Here is a 17936-nt window from a genome sequence, read left to right as displayed (position 1 = left end):
TTCTCATCGCGGACTCCATCAGCACACCTGGTCGACTGCCGAAGACGAGGGGGACGGTCATGGCGTTGATCTTGGGCGCAGAACCAAGCGGCCTGCGTGAAAGGGCCTTCGGAGTGCTCCTCACCGTCATGCTTTTTTGTGTGATGAGCCCAGGGCATGTTGCGGCGGAGGAGCAAGAGGCTGTCGCACCGGAGCTCAAGTTGAGCCTGCGCGACGCGATTCAAGCTGCGGTCGACAACAACGTCAATGTGCGGCTGCTGAAAGAACGAATTGCCGCCGCGCAAGCACAGACCAATACGAGTTTCGGTGCGTTGCTTCCGAATGTCGGTGGATACCTCAACGGCAGACATCAAACCGTCAATCTTGCGGCCTTCGGGCTTCCCGCCGATCGACTATCCGGTCTGGGCCTCACCCGGAGCGTGACGGATCCGTTTGAAGTCTATGACGCACGAGCAACCCTTGTGCAAAACATCTTCAGCCTCAGTCTCCTTCAGCGATGGCGGGCGGCGAAATCGGGACTCGATGTGGCCGGGCTGGAGGCGGAGGTGACGAAGCGCGATGTGATGGCCACGGTTGGATTGCTGTATATCGAAGTGTTACGGGCCGACGAAGCGGTCAAGGCGCGTCTGACCGATATTGAGCTCAGTCAGCAATTGCTCAAGTTGGCAAGAGATCGCAGAACGGCAGGCGTGGCAACGGGTTTAGATGTCACCCGTCAGGAGGTGCAGCTGGAGAACAACAAACAACGGTTGTTGGTCTCCCAGAATGAACAGGAAAGCGCGCGTCTCAATCTGATTCGGGCACTGGGGATTGCGTTTGACGTGCGGCTGACATTGACCGATGAATTAAAATTCGTTCCGCCCGTCACTCAACGTGTGGAAGAAGCACTCGTCATCGCGCGCGAACAGCGGCTGGAGTTGAGGGCTCAGGAAACTCGCCAGCGACTCGCGACGCTCAGCCTCAGTTCCGTGACCAGCGAACGCATACCCTCGCTCTCGTTGAACGGCGACTACGGCTGGATCGGGTTGAAGCCGGATGAGGCAGTGACCACGCGGTCCATCGGCCTGACGCTCTCCATTCCCATTTTCGACGGAGGCCAGCGGGAAGGTCGAATCTCTGAAAACCGCAGCCGAGTCCGGCAAGAATCAATCCGCATGAAGGATGTGTCGGATCAAGTTACTCTAGAAGTACGAAACGCGTTGCTCACCCTGGAGTCGTCCACGCAACAGGTCGCCGTGGCCGAGAAGGGCTTGGAGTTGGCGTTAAAGGAATTGACCTTCGCCAAGGATCGGTTTGCAGCTGGCTTGGTGACTAATATCGAAGTGACAAACGCTCAAGCCTCAGTCGCGAGGGCTCGCGACAATCAGATTGAAGCGCTGTTCCGGTTCAACGCCTCACGGATCAATTTGGCCAGGGCCAAAGGAGAAATCGACAAGCTCTTCTGACCTTGCGGCACTCAGGAACGCGTCGGACAACGTTGCCGATGCCTGGACGAGGACAATCGTGCAGCTTTGGTAGGCACGTGCGATCCAGTCGGCTCTGAACGGCTGGTGTTCGATAGTCGCGCCTCTGCGCCGGTGGGGCCACTGCGATATGTCATCGTGATCGGGCAGGGGATTCATATAGAGGAACCAGTATGCACACCGGAAGTCCGCTGAGGCACCTCGTGTATGCCAGCGGTATCCTGTTCCTTGTCATCAGCCTTGGTACGGTTGGGTATGTGCTGATCGAGGGGTGGTCGGCGTTCGACGGCCTCTATATGACGGTGACCACACTGACGACGGTTGGGTACGGTGAGATTCATCCCCTTTCATCGGCGGGGAGGCTCTTCACCATTGTGTTGATCCTCATGGGAGTGGGGACACTCTTCTATGTGGTAGGGAATGTTGCTCGCTTTGCTCTGGAGGGGGAGCTTCAACAGGCCTTTGGCCGGTATCGACAGGGAGGGAGAGTGAAAACCTTGAACGATCATTACATCGTGTGCGGGTACGGTCGGATGGGCCGGCATGTGTGCAAAGAACTTCAAGCCAAACCGGTCACTGTCGTCATCGTCGAGAAAAGCCCGCCGGTCGTGGCTGCCGCACGAGGAGAGGGATTTGTGGTCATTGAAGGGGATGCGACGCAGGATCAGGTGTTAGTGCGTGCTGGGATCGAACGGGCGAAGGGCCTGGTATCCTTGGTGAATACCGATACGGAAAACCTCTACATCGTTTTGACCGCACGGGGACTCAATAAACATCTCTTTATCATGGCACGAGCCGGTGAGGAGGGGTCGGAACAAAAACTGCTTCGAGCCGGAGCCAACCGGGTCACGTCCCCGTATCTCATCGGGGCAAGCCAGATCGCGCAGGTCTTGCTGAGACCCAACGTTGTGGAGTTTCTGGATCTGGCCACAAAGCGCGAGCACCTCGGGTTGCAAATCGAAGAAATCACGATTGAACAGGGGTCACGCTTTGACGGGAAGACACCTTGCGAATGCGGACTTGGCGAGGAACGGGGGTTGATCGTGGTTGGGGTCAAACGCCGATCCGGACATCTTGAATTTAATCCTGGCGCCAAAGTCGAGTTGGTCGCAGGGGATACCTTGATCGTGCTCGGACAGGTCGAAAGCCTGAGAAAACTGGAATCGGTCATTCGGTCGACTGGGGAAATGGCATAAGGCGGTCGGAATAGAAATGACTTTGCGTCAGCGAGTGGTAGCGGTGCATGTGTTGAGAGCGGTGAGTGATCAGGCCCGCCTGTCCACGATGGATGGTCCTAGGTGACCGCTCAAACCGGTCGGTCGTTACGATTCTCCCTCTCTCGAAACGTGGCCCTGAGTACACCTGCATCACATAGGAGTCGCGTGGCGACGCTCAGCCGTCTTTCCGCCGTTGCATCTGTGCGCATCTGTTGCGCACTCCTCAATTCGATCCCAAGGGCAACGACATGGCGCCCCGCTTTTCGTGAATCCAATCTGATCGCAGCGACTCTCATCTGGTGGAGGAGACACATGCGTGATGGGGGAAGAAACGAATGAGTAGGGGGCAACCATCGCTTGGGAAACGTGCGATCACGACGCGGGTCGTGCATGATGGGGTGATGATTAGGATATGACTCATCTGACGTCCAGACGATCGTCGGTTGACAGAAGGGCGGCAAGCCGGCGGATTTGCCGTACCGCTCGATGAGCTGGGAAAGCTTTCTTGCGGTTTTCTTCGGCGGAATGGTGGGCGTGACATTGGGCGCGACGGGAGCCGGCGGGTCGCTGTTGGCGATTCCCTTGTTGGTGTATGGTCTTGGGCTGCCTGTACAGGAAGCGACCGCGACGTCGCTCCTTGTCGTCGCGGCCTCCGCGGGACTCGGTGCATACGGTCACCTCAGAGCAGGTAACGTTCGACTGAAAGCGGCAGCCCTGTTCAGCGCCAGCGGCTGGATCGGTGCGTGGTTGGGTGCGCTCGCTCATCGTCTGGTTCGCGAAGAACTCATCCTCCTCTTGTTCGGGGTTTTGATGTTGGCCGTCGCCTGGCGGATGTGGCAAGGCCACACCGTCTCGGCCATGGACGAGGGCCCACGCTGCGCAGACGAGATGCCTCGCAGATGCGTAATCAGAGCTCTGGTCGTCGGGTTACTGGCCGGCGTCGTCACCGGATTGTTTGGTGTCGGCGGAGGCTTCGTCATCGTGCCGGCATTGTCGATGATTTTGGGCTTCCCGATGCAGACGGCGGTCGGCACCTCGCTGCTGATTATCGCGATTGTCTCGCTCGGCGGCCTATTGGGGCATGTCCAACAGGGCCGGCTCGATTGGCTTGTGACGGGCTTGCTGTTGCTGGGCAGCGGTCTGGGGATGCTCGTGGGAACAGAGGTGGCGCGTCGAATCCCCCCAGCACGCCTCGCGAAACAATTTGCAGTCGTTGCCGCAGCTGTCGCCGCCGGTCTCATCCTCCACAACGGGATTACATTGAGCTGGGGCGCGCGTTGATTCAGGGAAAACAGGCATCTTGTCCCGGCAGACCGAAGCATCGAGCGGCCATGAGCTTTGCTATTGTGTCGTGTTCGCATACGGTGGTCACAGATCAACGCCTCGACATTGGTCATGACCGCGATGATCCCTGACGAGGGATGGTCCGAATCATGTGAATCCATTCTGAGCATGCGTGACTCATACTCACAAAAGGAACCGCCGATCGATCCAGTGACCATAAGCGGTTGTGCCTCTAGGCGGTCCATGAGTCGTAAGAGCCGACGGGGTTTTCTAATTTCCAAATGGAGGGAATAATGATGATGAGGAGATTAGGTTTTGGATTTTTGGGAATCGCAGTAGCTGTCGCGATGACGGTGTTCCCCGTCTTTGCCGACGAGGGCCATGGGAAGAAGGGGCAAGGCGGTCACGGCCAGGAGGGACAGGAAGACCCTGGTGGGCATTACCTGAAACATCTGTTGAAGCATGCCAAAGAGTTTGGGCTGACGCAGGAACAGGTCGGCAAACTCAAAGCCTTACAGCTGGACTTCCAGCGTTCGGAGGCCAGGTTGGAAGCCGATGTGAAGATCGCCAAGCTTGAACTGCACGCCATGCTGGAAGATGAGCAGGCCGACCTCACGACCATTCAGGCCAAAGTCGAGCAGTTGAAAAAGTCAGAAGCGGCTTGTCTGCTCTCGGCCATCAAGGGGAAGCGCACCGCCATGGCTCTGTTGACCCCTGATCAACGCGAGAAGGACCGAGTTCATCGTGAACATATGAAGAGTCAGGGTGAGAGTCAACATAGCGGCGGGATGGGTGGAGGAATGGGCGGGGGTGGCATGAGTGGAGGCGGCCACGGAGGACATGGCGGCGGAGATCATGAGAGTGGAGAGTCCAGCGGAGGTCAGCAGCACCAGCATTAAGCATGGAGCGCAAGCGTATGGATGGAGGTATGACAATGCTGTGGCTACGAAAACTACAAGTGAGTATCGGGGTGTGTATGGCGCTTCTCGTACCTTCGCATGGTTTCGCCGTCGAAGATACAACAGGGCTCGAAAGAGCCGCGTCTGAAGTAGCCATGGAATTTATGAGGGAACTGGGTGCAACCATGACGAGGGAAATGGCCAAGGGCGGTCCGACAGAGGCGATCAAAGTCTGTGCCGAGCTGGCGCCGGAGGTCGCGGGCCGGTTGTCGCGCGAACATGGTTGGCGGGTGACGCGCGTGGGGACACGTGTGCGCAATCCCTTGCTAGGCATGCCGGATGCGTGGGAGCAGAAGGTGCTGGGCGAATTTGCCGAGCGTGCCACGAAAGGGGAGGCTTTCTCGGGTATGACTCAGAGTGAGGTGGTGACGGAACCGGGCGGACGATACTATCGGTTCATGAAGGCGATCGCCGTGCAGCCGCAATGTCTTCTGTGTCATGGACCCGTGGCAACGATTCCGGGAGAGATTCAACAGCGCCTGAAGGCACAGTACCCATTCGATACGGCGACCGGGTACCAGGCGGGCGAGCTTCGCGGCGCTGTGAGTATCAAACAGCCGTTCGACGAGCCCAACCAGTAACGGGTGAAGTCGGACTTGCGTGAGTCATCCGGTTCAATTGAGAGGACACGTGTATGACAGGTAGGCTATTCTAGGATCGCCTGCCGTTCAAAAATCATTTTGCGTCACGAAGTTGGAGGAACGCTGATAAATGCTGATACCGCGCCGAACAACGATCTCTCTGCGTCAGAGATTCCATCAGATGGACGGAAAAGCGACGCTGAGTTCAATGGGATTGATCGCATTGATGCTGTGGGTCATAACCATTGCCGCATTCAGCTGGTTTTTCGTTAAAGGCTGGACGACGGAAGGGAGTGACGGCCGCGTGGAAATACTATTGGCACCGGTTGAGCGGGATGAGATTCTGGCGGAGATGCGGCATCTGTTGAAAGCGATAGACGGCATCATCAGAGGGTTGGGGGAACCGAAGCCTGACCTGAGGCAGATGGAAGAAACGGCTCGAGCGGTCGGCATGCATATGGCGGCGGATGCGGAGCCGGCCATCATGGCGAAGTTGCCGCTGCCGTTTAAGCAGATGGGCATGTCGATCCACAAGGATATGGATGCGCTGGCTGATGCGATCGTCCGGAATGAGACACCGCAACAAATCCTGCAACGTTTGTCGAGCGTGACGGCTCGCTGCACGGCCTGTCACGATATGTATCGGTTTTCTGCAGGCCGATAAGTCGTGAAGGGAAGAGAGTGCTTCCTCCAATGTCCGCATTGAGCTGCTCAGCAAGTCAGTTGGTCCTGTTCGGAGGAGCAGCACCGGCCTCTCATCGTGTGAGTTGTTTCTGCCGGTCGATCGATTCACGGCTATAAGAGGAGAAATGCTCACATCCATAAGTCGACGGACCCGCATCATTATTGTGGATGGGATTGCCGGCGGAGCCAGCGCCGCGGCCAGTGCACGCCGACTGGGTGAGTCGGCCCACATCGTATTCGAGTGTGGCTCGCACGCCGGTTTTGCCAACTGCGGCCTACCCTAGTACCTGAGCGGCGAAATCTCTGATCGCAATGACCCTCTGGTAGCCGACCCCGAGACCGGACATATTCCTGGATCTTCCCTTACCGGAATTACGCACGACGATGGGCGAGCTGCCGACAGATCGGTCCGTTGTCACCTATCTGTGCGGTCGGTCAACGAGGGTATTTCGCCGAGCGAGTATTGTGGCACGCGGGTATGGCCGGCTGTCGTAATCTGACCGGAGGGTTTGTCAGCTGGCAAAGGCACGTTTCGGGATCTGTGTGAATCCTTTGCTCGGTCTGTGACTCACATAGGCAAGAGGAAAGGAGGGCCAGATGAAACTCAATGAACAGCTCCGATTCATCGCAGGCGTGTTTGTGCTGATCGCAGTCATATTGGGTGCGACCGTTCATCCCTATTGGAACTATTTCGCCGCCTTTGTGGCGGTCAATCTGATTCAATCGGCCTTTACCGGCTGGTGTCCGATGATGGCACTCTTACGAAAGCTCGGCGTGCAAGAATAGTCGTGACTTTGTTGCGGGATGCTTTATTCTTGGGTGAATGCCGAGCCGTCCGGGGCGTAACGGAGGATCAGGAAAGCCGCTATGACCATTCCCCTGATTTTGACAGATGCATTTGCAAGCGAGCGGGATCTCCGCGAAATGATTGCCGCTCGGAAGGTCTGCTTCGACCACGATCCCTTCTATGTGAAAGATGGATCAAATCAGATCGTGCAGATTGGTTTTCAACTCAACCTCTACGCGGCTTTCCAGGATCCCAAACATCTGCCGTCGGGCGAGGACGTCGAGCTGTGTGACCTCATCGGTGACCTTCGACGGCTTTGCCGTGTATTCTTTCAGTCGCTGGATCTTCTGAAACCCTGCGAATATCCCGAACCGCCGATGCATCGCATTATGTATGCTCCGGAACGTCAGTATCGAGCGGAAGTCTGTCTTCAAATTCCCATCTTCGACCGGGGACACTACGGGGCGAAACCGGATCGTCGCCTAGAAGAGTTGCTCAAGACAGCCGAATGTCTCCTTCGACAGCTAGGGGCCAAGCGCGGGATATGGGACGATCAGAAGAGTGCACAGGCTCACGCTCAGGATCAGTGTGAAGACCATGCTCGAGCTGCTGCAGGCGAAGCGTGAGTCCGGAGGAACACATCACGCAGATGAGGGTCAACCCAACGAGATACATCCTCCTCGCGGTCCTGCTCTCGACCGGCTGCGGATCCAGGGAAGAGCCGGTCGCACCGGTGGTATCCGGCGCTCCACAGAAGACGATCCAGGCTGCAGTCGTGGAAGCCAAGCCGGCATCGGTGCCGATTCGCGTTGAGGTCACCGGTCAGGTTGTTCCGATCTTCCAAGCTACGCTCTCCAGTCGTATCCAAGGGACCATTGATACGTTGCTGGTTCGAGAAGGCTCGAAGGTCTCCAAGGGGCAGCGCTTGATCCAGCTGGATAGCCGAGACCTCCAGGCAGACCTGACCCGTGCGCAGGCGGAGATCGAGAATGCAAAGGCGCATCTCGACAGGATGAACCAACTGTATGCCCAAGATGCAGTCTCGAAACAGGAGATGGAGAATGCGACTCGGGCCCATCGAGTCGCGGATGCGAATCGCAAGGCCGTGGAGGCTCAACTCAGTTATACGATGGTGAGAGCGCCGTTCGACGGCATCATAACTGAGAAAAAAGTCGAGGCAGGAGAATTAGCGTCACCGGGTCAGCCGCTGCTCAAAATGGAAGATCCTCTGCGTCTTCGTCTGGAAGCCACGGTCGCGGAAGGAGATCTCAGGTCGGTTTCTCCAGGCGATAAGATTCAGGTCTTCATTGATGCCTTAAGCGGCCAAGAGTTGATCGGCATAGTCAGCCAGATTCTTCCCGCGGGAGATCCGCAAACACATACCTTCACGGTTAAGGTCGATCTGCCAAAGGTAGAGGGACTGAGGACTGGGATGTTCGGCCGATTTCCTCTCGAGAAAGGCGTCACGCAAACCATTCTGGTTCCTGTGACGGCCCTGGTCGAGCGAGGCGAGCTCAGCAGCGTCTACGTCGTCGGATCGGACCAGGTCGTACGGCTCCGATGGGTCAAAGTCGGGCGGAGGTTCGAAAAACATGTCGAGCTCCTGTCCGGCATCAACGAGAGAGAGCGGGTCTTGACGGACGGAAGTCGTGGAGTTGACGGAGCAGCCGTTCAGGTCGTTGAGACGGTGACATCGCCATCCAAATAAGAATTGCATGTTTCGAGTCTCGTGACGGAGGCGTTTCGAACTCCAAACTCGAAACAAGAAACTTTCAACTCGAACCGCTCCGCTTCAGGAGAGACAAACGACGCATGACGGTTGGCGTATGACGAATTACAAACCAGGCCTGAGCGGACGCATCGCCGCCCTCTTTATCGACAGTAAGCTCACACCGCTCATGATGCTGGGCGTGCTGCTGCTGGGTCTGTTTGCGGTGGTCGGTACACCTCGTGAGGAGGAACCACAGATCGTCGTGCCGATGGCCGATGTCTGGCTGCCGTTTCCCGGGGCATCAGCCAAGGTCGTTGAAGAACAACTCACCAAGCCGTTTGAGCGGAAGCTCTCCGAGATCAAGGGGGTCGAGTATGTGTACTCGATCTCGAGACCTGGTGGCGCCCTGATCATCGTCCGGTTCTATGTCGGTCAGCCGATGGAACAGAGTCTGGTCGATCTGTATGACAAGTTGATGGCGAACCAAGATCTCTTACCATCCGGTGCCGAACCGTTTCTGGTCAAGCCGAAGGATGTCAACGATGTTCCCATCGTCACCCTCACGCTGTCGAGTGAGCGCTATGGGGAATTTGAGCTCCATCGGTTGGCCGAACAGGTCTTGGAGGAGATCAAGAAGGTAGCCGGCACATCGGCTGGATTCATCGTCGGTGGGAGGCCGCGCGAGTTGCGTATCCAGATCGATCCGACGAGATTAAAGGCCTACGGGCTGACTCCTCTGCAGGTCGCGAGCGTGGTGCGCGGCGAGAACCGCGCCTTGTCGACCGGCCGCTTCGACAGTCGTAATCAAAACTTTCTGGTAGAAACGGGTCGCTTCATCCGGTCACGGGAAGATCTAGAAAGTCTGGTCGTCGGCGTCAATGAGCAACGACCGGTGTACTTGCGCCAAGTGGCGGAAGTCACGGACGGCCCGGCAGAAGCGACGAGTTATGTTTGGTTCGGCGTGGGCGCCGGAGGCACCCGTGAAGCGGGGCTTACGAACGACGCCTCACGAGAGACGCTTCACGAAGACCCCGCTGTCACCGTCGCCATTGCTAAGCAGGCCGGGATGAATGCGGTGACCATCGCCGCTGAGGTGATCCGAAAAGTCGATGAGATGAAAGGCAGAGTCATTCCGTCGGACGTCCGTGTGACGGTGACGCGCGATTATGGAGAAACGGCCCAGGAGAAGGCCAATGAACTGCTGTGGCACCTCCTGATCGCTGTCGTTGCGGTCGTGGTCTTCCTCGGTGTGACATTGGGGCCGAGGCCGGCGCTCGTCGTCTCCATCGCGATTCCGTTGACTCTTGCGCTCACGCTTTTCACGTCGATGATGATCGGGTATACGATCAACCGGGTGACACTGTTTGCCCTCATATTTTCCATCGGCATTCTCGTGGATGATGCCATCGTGGTCGTCGAAAACACCTATCGCCATCTGAAGATGCGTCTTGCCGCTCACCATGAAGCCTCCATCCAGGCGGTTGATGAGGTCGGGAATCCCACGATCTTGGCGACATTCACCGTCATCGCCGCCCTTCTGCCGATGGCCTTCGTCTCCGGGCTCATGGGGCCCTATATGAGGCCGATTCCCGTCAACGCGTCCATCGCGATGTTTTTCTCGCTGTTGGTTGCCTTCATCGTGATCCCCTGGTTTTGCCAGACCTGCTATCGTCCGGGAACTTCCCTTTCAGGAGTCGACCATGAGAGCGATGACCGAGGTTTGACGGCTCGGATGTACCGGCGGATTCTTTCTCCGCTGCTGGCCCATCCGTTCCTCGCCTATGCGTTTCTGGCCGGAGTCGGGCTCTTGCTCGTCGCATCGACGCTGTTGTTCTACACCCGCCATGTCGTCGTGAAGATGCTCCCTTTCGACAATAAGAGCGAAATCCAACTGGTGGTCGACATGCCGGAGGGGACGACGCTCGAAGAGACCGCCCGAGTCACCCAGGCGCTAGGACGCTATGTGAAGACGGTGCCGGAAGTGCGGGATTATCAGGTCTATGTCGGAACGGCCTCTCCCTTCAACTTCAGTGGACTTGTCCGGCACTACTATCTGCGGGAGCAACCTCACGAGGCGGACATTCAAATCAATCTGGTCGCGAAGCACGAGCGCACCACCCAGAGTCATGACATTGCCCAGCGGATTCGTCCACCGGTGCAAGAGATCGCTCGTGAATATGGCGCCAATGTGAAGATCGTCGAGGTACCGCCCGGGCCGCCCGTGCAATCAGTGCTCGTCGCGGAGGTCTATGGGCCCGACTACAACAGGCAACTTGTCGTGGCACAGGAGATCCGAGGGCTCTTCGAATCCACATCGGGAGTGGTCGACGTGGATGACTATATCGAGGCGGACCAGGTGAAATATGTCTTCACCGTTGATCGTGCCAAGGCAGCCCTCGCCGGTATTCCTTCCGATGAAATCGTCACCACGCTTCGCATGGCACTCCAAGGAACGAAGGTTGGCCTCGTCCATATCCCGCAAGAGAAGAGTCCAGTCCAAATCGTGCTTCGCCTCCCGCTCGCTGAAAGGACCGGTCTTGAGCATCTCGGAGAGATCGGGCTGCGTACAAAGACCGGCGGCATCATCCAGCTGTCCGAACTACTCACGGTCGAGCGAACGGTCCAAGACAAAGCGATCTATCACAAGAATCAAAAGCCGGTCGTGTATGTGGTTGCGGACGTCGGTGGTCCTGGAGCGGAGCAAGCCGAGAGTCCGGTGTACGGAGTGCTGGGAGTCGGGAAAAGGCTTGAAACGTTTCGAGCGGAGGAAGGGTATCAGGTCGAGCAATACTACGCCTCACAGCCGTGGTCGGAAGAGAAGATCGCGATGAAGTGGGATGGAGAATGGCACATTACCTATGAAACATTCCGGGACATGGGCCTCGCATTTGCTGTGGCCATGTTGCTCATCTATCTGTTGATCGTCGGGCAGTTTCAATCGTTCGTCACCCCGTTGATCATCATGGCGCCGATTCCACTCACGCTCATCGGCATTTTGCCAGGTCATTGGCTGACGGGGTCGTATTTCACCGCGACCTCCATGATCGGCTTCATCGCGCTGGCGGGGATCATCGTGCGGAACTCCATTCTCCTCGTCGATTTCATTCAGCTGCAAGAACGTGCCGGCGTACCCTTGGCTGAAGCCGTCGTCAAGGCTGGTGCTATTCGCACAAGGCCCATTCTTCTCACCGCTGCTGCGCTGATGGTCGGTGCCTTCGTCATCATTCTGGATCCCATCTTCCAGGGGTTGGCCGTCTCGTTACTTTTCGGTGTCGGTGCCTCGACGCTGCTGACTCTGGTCGTGATTCCTCTCCTTTACTACCATGTGACCAGAAAGCCGATTACACCATGTCTTCACCCTGTCGGATCGATAGGCGAGGATAGTCCACGGAATTCCGAAGAAAGAATTTCACGGCCGGTTCTAACCTAGCCCGCAGTGTTCACGGGAGCTTCAGCTCCAATCCTTCGTAACGTTCAGGGCCGTGAGCTTGCGGAACGGCATCATGTCTCTTGCTTCTGAATTCGCACGCTTCATGACTCGTCACAAAGAATCCGATACTAACGTTCACTGTGGTATCTTGCCTCCTAGAGAACCATCACTCTGTAGACGCCCACCCCAATCGATGTTCTGAATCCAGTGTCATGCATCCAGCCTTCATGGAGGGAATCATGGAAACCTATGAACGATCCGTCCGTGACCACCGTGGCATTGAAATTTCTCAGCTTGAAGTAGGAATCGTGCTTCATTATCGGATGAAGGAGGAACGTCGCCATGAAGGTCACCCTCAGCATCATCAAAACCGACATTGGTTCGATCGGCGGCCATATCTGTCCATCCCGGCAACTATTGGAAACCGTTCAGCGCTATGTGGCTCAGCATAGCTCGATGTGGATTGACCACTTCGTCAGCAGTACCGGGGATGATATCGCGCTCTTGATGAGCAATAGTCATGGGGTGGGACACGAGGCTGTTCACAAATTGGCGTGGGCCGCGTTCCTTGCGGTGACCGAAGTAGCCAAGCAGCAGGGGCTGTAGGGGGCGGCTGTGGTGGAGATGGAATTTAACGAGTGACCGAATGAGCCTTTCCTGTTTTTGCTGCCGACAAGACTGACCCCAGTGCCTTTAATCTCCCACTGTACCTGGCTTTCGCCGACCCGATAAACACGCAGGGGGTGATGCTGGCACCCAGCATCGTACAGGGCTTTCGTTTAGGGAAGGTCTGATTAATTCAGAGTTTCACTTGAGAACCAGTCGCTTCTCCAATGTTTTGAGAGGTGGCTAGTCAAAAGTGAGGATTAATGAAATCTTCCCTAGTCATTTGCCTAGGTTATTGAGGATAATTTGCCAGGAGAGCTGTCCTTCCACTAGGACTCGATTTTACATTCTTGCTAGAGCATCAGCTCGGACCTAGAATACTGTCTACTCGCATGGCACCCAAACGCACCAAGAAAAAACAGGGGGCACAGCACGAACGACCCTCGCCTGTGCGACGTGCCGCCGCACGCCAGCGCAAGGCGTCAGCGTTCTCGGCCAGGCGCAACCGGACTAAGAGAGTCGTAGATGTGAGGGAGCAACAGCTGCGCCAGTTCATCGAGCAATCGACGACGGCAGTCGCGATGTTCGACTACGAGATGCGTTATCTCGCAGCAAGCCAACGGTGGTTGTCCGATTACGGGATCACAGCGGATGTGATCGGGCAATCGCACTACGAGGTGTTTCCGGAAATCCAGGAAAAGTGGAAAGCCGTGCATCGACGCGGATTGGCCGGGGAAGTGATCCGGGCCGAGGAAGACCCGTTTCTCCGGGCAGACGGATCGACTCAGTGGGTCAAATGGGAAGTTCGTCCCTGGTTTGGCGGCAGGGAAATCGGCGGCATTACGATTGCTTCGGAAGAGGTCACCGCGCAGGTCCAAGCTCGAATCGCGCTCCAGGAGAGCGAAGTACGGTTGCGGCAAGTGTAGAGGAGACAGGGACGGCAGTATGGGATTGGGATGTCGAAAGCGGCAAGGTCTACTGGACGATGCAGCATTTTGTCATGCTGGGATATCGGCCGAACAGTGTGGAGCCAAGCTATGAAAATTGGGCGGCGCGAGTGCATCCGGAGGATCTCGCGGCGACAGAGACCGCAATTCGTGAGTCAATGGAGCAACGGCGTGAGTATCGCCGTCAGTTTCGGACACGCTGGCCGGACGGGACCATTCGCTGGATCGAGGCTCAGGGTTCGTACCGCTATCGCTCCGATGGTGCTTGCCAGCGTATGGTCGGAGTGATGAAGGACATCACGTCACGCAAGCAGGCCGAAGACGCGCTGCGTATGAGCGAGGAGCGATTCCGCAAGATCTTCGAGCATGCTGCGGAAGGGATTGGGATCGCGGATGAGAGGGGGAATCTGCTCCAGTGTAACGAGGCTTTTTGTGTCATCACCGGCTACTCCGCGCAGGAGCTGGTTCAGCGGCATTTCTTTTCCCTGCTCCATCCCGACGATCGTGCACAAAACGTGAAACTGGTGGAACAACTACTGGAGAGGAAACGAAGCTGGTTTCACGTGGAAAGTCGGTACCTTGCCAAATCGGGCAGGCCGGTCTGGGTCCAGAAGTATGTCTCCATTCTCTTCAGCGAGCAGGGCAGCCCCCTATACTTGGTGGCGTTGGTAACGGATATCACTCAGCGTAAGCGGAATGAGAGGCTTCTCCAGTCGAATGAGGCCTTTACCAGAGAGGTGTTGGACTCGCTTTCGGCCCATGTCTGTGTGTTGGATCGGGATGGGGTCATCATCCGGACGAATGAACCCTGGAAGCAATTCGCTCAGGCGAATTCCGATAAGTCCCGGACTATCGGGGCGGTGGGGGATAACTATCTTGACGTATGCCGTAGCGCCATTGCCGAGGGGGATGCCACGGTGCCTCCGATTCTCTCCGGTATCGAAGCAGTGCTGGCGGGGAGGCAGGAGGCGTTTAGCGCGGAGTATCCCTGTCATTCGTCCGATGAGCAGCGCTGGTTCCTCCTCCGCGTGTCGCCGTTGGTGGAATCCCAGGGTGTCGTACTCTCCCATCAGGATATCTCCGACCGAAAACGCGCAGAGGAAACTCTGCTTGTGAAGCAGCGGGAGTTGGAGAGGTCTCAAACAGAATTGGAACAGCTGAACACGAAGTTGCTGCTGACTCAGGAGACTGAACGACAGCGCATCGCCCGTGAACTGCACGACGATATCACGCAACGGATTGCCACGGTGGCGATCGATCTGCAGGGCATCTGCTCAGTGACGCGTGGATCCGAGGCATCCTTGCTCGCTCGTGTTCACCAAGTCGGTAAAATGGCGGAGCAGATCGCCACGGATCTCCAACGACTAGCATATCAGCTTCATCCGACACTCCTGGAACATCTTGGTCTGGAAGCGGCAGTCCAAGAGCATGTGGAGGAGTTCGAGGCGAGGACGGAGTTGAAGACGAAGGTCCAGATCCGTAATCTCCCGACTACGCTGTCCCTCGACCAAGCGACCTGCCTCTATCGGGTCTTGCAGGAGAGCCTCCAAAACGTGCGCAAACATGCCAACGCGACGTATGTTGTGGTCAGGATCTTGGGCTCGACGCGAGGTGTCGGTCTCTGTGTCCATGATGACGGACAAGGCTTTGACCAGGCGAAGCGGATGTCCAACGGACGAAAGGGGCTCGGTCTCATCAGTATGGAAGAACGGATAGGAGTGCTGCAGGGTAGGTTCCGCATCAGGACCAAACCGGGTGACGGGATGGAGATACATGCATGGGTGCCGTTGGAAGATGTGAGACGTGAAGGGCGCGTCATGGAGAGCGACGACAATCGGTAGAGAGGCGACTTGCGGTCTGTACTTGCAGAGACACACACATTAATGTCATGTCAGAGATGATCCCGACAAAGAAGCCGCGCGTATTGATGGCCGATGACCATTCCATACTTCTGGCTGGGGTGCGCAAGCTGATCGAGGATCAGTGCGAGGTTGTGGGGACCGTGGAGGACGGGCGAGCCTTACTCGAGGCAGCTGATCGACTTAAACCGGATCTCATCCTTCTCGATATCTCCATGCCGCTCTTGAACGGTTTGGAGGCTGCTCGGCACCTTAAGAAAACGCTGCCTGAGACAAAGCTCCTCTTTCTGACGATGCATGCGAGCTCTCGCTATGCCACGGAAGCGTTCAAAGCGGGCGCGCAGGGATTTCTGCTGAAACAGTCGGCCGCGTCTGAATTGCCCCAGGCGATCGAGGCCGTGTTGCAGGGGAAACACTATCTCACCCCCTCGATTGTGAAGCCGATGATCGACCAAGCGCTGAAGATAGGAGAGGCTTCGGCCATCATGGGGATTGCGAAGGAATTGACGCCCCGGCAACGGGAAATCTTGCAACTTGTCGGGGAGGGGAAAGGCACCAAAGAGATCGCCACGCTGCTGAACCTGTCTGTGAAGACCGTGCAGTTCCATAAGACCTGCCTCATGCAGGAATTGAATGTCCACAGCACGGCGGAGTTGATGCGCTACGCCATCACGCAAGGCCTCGCCAGCGCAGAATTGTAGTGGCCCTGTTCCTCTTCCACCAGACTTCTTCCTCTGGAAACCCTGACGAGATGCGTCGTGTACCAATCAGTCGTGGAGGGTCTTAGAAACAGACCAGAAGGACTTCTGGTTTATTGATCGGATATCAGGCACATTTTGCATCCCTGCCAGGTCGGATGCCTAGTACACAAGGAGCGATCGTGACGCTAGTGTGTCAGGCATGTGTATGGATCGAGCACACTGTGTAGCGACCCATGGAATAGCCTTATGGTAACTCAGGCAGTTCAGCTCGCCACGCATCACGCCAGTGATGATCTGGGGGGTAACACCTGTATGAGATTTTGGCGCTATGGGGAAGTGGACGAAACGGGTTCGTCATCTTGAATAGGGTTTGATCTTTGAAATTTCTCCGAGTGGAAGATACGAAATGGTGCAGGGTTCTCTAGCGCTGTCGTCCGGCTTGGTTAAGGAAACAGTATGACAGGGGCCGATTCAGTGCCACCATCGTTCACTCTTGCACTGATCAGTCGGTACACTCTCATCTATCTTGGGCTCCAGAGCACCCTAGCGGGAGTTGGAACGGTCGTGCATCTGCTACCTGGAGTAATGTCTGAGGCGTTACGAACCGAGCGGCACCCTGATCTGTTCGTACTCGATCTGGAGACAGAGCGAGACGCCATCGATATGATCCGACAGATTCGGAACGCGGCCCCGACCAGCAAGATCATCTTGTTGAGCGGGGTCGAAGGGACTCGATGTCTGCATAACGTCTTTGCCTACGGCGTCGACGGCGTCATCCTCACAGTTCAACCTCCCGCTGTGGTGAGGGTTCTACTTGAAGATCTCTTTACTCGAACCAGACATCCTGATCAGCCAGGACGTCATGCACCCGAGGAGGTGGGAGTTGAAGAAGCTGTCTACGATGGAAGTTGCGTTCGAACGACTGCAGTCGGCCAGGCTACAACAGGTTGTAGTCGAGTGGCGGTGATCGGATTGGTCCGTCAGGGCTCTCTCGAATCAAGTGAGGGCCGATCGTATCCTGGAGCGGTGTGAGTCGTGAGCAGGTGACAGGCATAGCATTGCGGGAGAGTACGGCATGTCGTTGGATCTCTGGAAATGGGAAGGGAAGCCACTATGCATGTTAAGGGATTCATCCTTGAAGATGATCGGGGAAGGGAATTTGTGGTGGAGTGTGAGCGATCCGATGCTCAGCTGGGGCAGAAGTTCTTTCTCCGAGGCTGGCAACGGTGGCGATCGGTTCCGCTGCACTATACGGAACGGCAACTGCGCAAAATCGTTGGTGGGGTGCTTGTCACGCTGGATGAACTCTTCCAATCTCTCCCCCGATTTGTGGAAAACAGAGAAGCCGACGTGCCCACCAGTCGTGTAGAGTTTGTAGGTAACGGAGGTAATGTGTCGGTATGAACTGAAACGCCAGTGTTCCGAGAGATGAGCCTCGCATCGGATAGCAGTGCGACGCAGTTGTCTGTACGATGGCGGACCTCCTCTTGATTATCACCACTTCTTCCAGATCACCTCGCAAGATAGCCCTTAGCCGTTGCGACAAGTGATTGGCTCGGTATCGTATCGATTCAGGAAATATGATCAGCCCGATCCGATCTCTGCTGTATCAAATCTGATTCGCCGGGATAGAATCTATCTCGATACAGGCCGTTCCTACGCTCATAGGCTCAACGATCCTAACGAGGCGAAATTGCTGCACATTGA

At 56.5% G+C, this 17936-nt stretch carries 18 protein-coding genes; all 18 read left to right on the top strand.

The features are described 5' to 3' along the window. The first annotated feature begins 59 nt into the window (after nt 1-59). The 18 genes from COMA1_RS04005 to COMA1_RS03925 all read left to right on the top strand — a co-directional run bounded on the left by COMA1_RS04005 (nt 60) and on the right by COMA1_RS03925 (nt 17633). On the top strand, nt 60-1445 hold the full coding sequence (locus COMA1_RS04005) for a TolC family protein (RefSeq protein ID WP_090744111.1): 1386 nt from the start codon (nt 60-62) through the stop codon (nt 1443-1445). A 191-nt stretch (nt 1446-1636) separates the two neighbouring features. Continuing rightward, nucleotides 1637-2659, top strand: a complete 1023-nt coding sequence (locus COMA1_RS04000; protein ID WP_090744108.1) for a potassium channel family protein — start codon at nt 1637-1639, stop codon at nt 2657-2659. A gap of 507 nt (nt 2660-3166) precedes the next feature. Next, a complete protein-coding gene (locus COMA1_RS03995) occupies nt 3167-3961 on the top strand; it encodes a sulfite exporter TauE/SafE family protein (RefSeq protein WP_090744105.1) in 795 nt (264 codons plus the stop codon). 296 nt (nt 3962-4257) lie between these two features. Continuing rightward, nucleotides 4258-4863 (top strand): Spy/CpxP family protein refolding chaperone, encoded by a 606-nt coding sequence (locus tag COMA1_RS03990; protein WP_090744102.1) that lies wholly within the window; start codon nt 4258-4260, stop codon nt 4861-4863. A gap of 29 nt (nt 4864-4892) precedes the next feature. Then, nucleotides 4893-5504 (top strand): Tll0287-like domain-containing protein, encoded by a 612-nt coding sequence (locus COMA1_RS03985; RefSeq protein ID WP_176697840.1) that lies wholly within the window; start codon nt 4893-4895, stop codon nt 5502-5504. Nucleotides 5505-5685: 181 nt separating this feature from the next. Continuing rightward, a complete protein-coding gene (locus tag COMA1_RS03980) occupies nt 5686-6168 on the top strand; it encodes a cytochrome c (protein WP_090746808.1) in 483 nt (160 codons plus the stop codon). Nucleotides 6169-6313: 145 nt separating this feature from the next. After that, entirely contained in the window at nt 6314-6472 is a 159-nt protein-coding gene (locus tag COMA1_RS20980) for a hypothetical protein (protein WP_176697839.1), read from the top strand. 313 nt (nt 6473-6785) lie between these two features. Continuing rightward, complete coding sequence (locus tag COMA1_RS03975; RefSeq protein WP_090744096.1) at nt 6786-6974, top strand: YgaP family membrane protein; 189 nt, start codon at nt 6786-6788, stop codon at nt 6972-6974. A gap of 81 nt (nt 6975-7055) precedes the next feature. Continuing rightward, a complete protein-coding gene (locus tag COMA1_RS03970; protein WP_090744093.1) occupies nt 7056-7601 on the top strand; it encodes a hypothetical protein in 546 nt (181 codons plus the stop codon). A gap of 23 nt (nt 7602-7624) precedes the next feature. Continuing rightward, nucleotides 7625-8683, top strand: coding sequence for an efflux RND transporter periplasmic adaptor subunit (locus COMA1_RS03965; RefSeq protein WP_090744090.1), 1059 nt, complete (start codon nt 7625-7627; stop codon nt 8681-8683). Nucleotides 8684-8801: 118 nt separating this feature from the next. After that, the gene (locus tag COMA1_RS03960) at nt 8802-12116 is read left to right on the top strand and encodes an efflux RND transporter permease subunit (protein WP_090744087.1); all 3315 of its coding nucleotides are present in this window, start codon (nt 8802-8804) and stop codon (nt 12114-12116) included. A gap of 342 nt (nt 12117-12458) precedes the next feature. Next, nucleotides 12459-12722 (top strand): fructose 1,6-bisphosphatase, encoded by a 264-nt coding sequence (locus COMA1_RS21765; protein WP_218055299.1) that lies wholly within the window; start codon nt 12459-12461, stop codon nt 12720-12722. 98 nt (nt 12723-12820) lie between these two features. Beyond that, on the top strand, nt 12821-12910 hold the full coding sequence (locus COMA1_RS21950) for a hypothetical protein (protein ID WP_342672684.1): 90 nt from the start codon (nt 12821-12823) through the stop codon (nt 12908-12910). Between the two features lie 204 nt (nt 12911-13114). Then, nucleotides 13115-13648 (top strand): PAS domain S-box protein, encoded by a 534-nt coding sequence (locus tag COMA1_RS21480; RefSeq protein ID WP_090744081.1) that lies wholly within the window; start codon nt 13115-13117, stop codon nt 13646-13648. Next, on the top strand, nt 13534-15510 hold the full coding sequence (locus COMA1_RS03940) for a sensor histidine kinase (RefSeq protein WP_245630935.1): 1977 nt from the start codon (nt 13534-13536) through the stop codon (nt 15508-15510). The genes COMA1_RS21480 and COMA1_RS03940 overlap by 115 nt, the downstream gene beginning before the upstream one ends. A 56-nt stretch (nt 15511-15566) precedes the next feature. Further along, entirely contained in the window at nt 15567-16229 is a 663-nt protein-coding gene (locus COMA1_RS03935) for a response regulator (protein ID WP_090746805.1), read from the top strand. A gap of 456 nt (nt 16230-16685) precedes the next feature. Further along, nucleotides 16686-17261 (top strand): response regulator, encoded by a 576-nt coding sequence (locus COMA1_RS03930; RefSeq protein ID WP_090744077.1) that lies wholly within the window; start codon nt 16686-16688, stop codon nt 17259-17261. Nucleotides 17262-17342: 81 nt separating this feature from the next. Beyond that, entirely contained in the window at nt 17343-17633 is a 291-nt protein-coding gene (locus tag COMA1_RS03925) for a hypothetical protein (RefSeq protein WP_090744074.1), read from the top strand. Nucleotides 17634-17936: the final 303 nt, after the last annotated feature.

Source organism: Candidatus Nitrospira nitrosa, assembly GCF_001458735.1.
GTDB lineage: Bacteria > Nitrospirota > Nitrospiria > Nitrospirales > Nitrospiraceae > Nitrospira_D > Nitrospira_D nitrosa.
The sequence above is the reverse complement of the archived record's forward strand: the minus strand, read 5'-3'. Positions and strand labels throughout refer to the sequence as shown.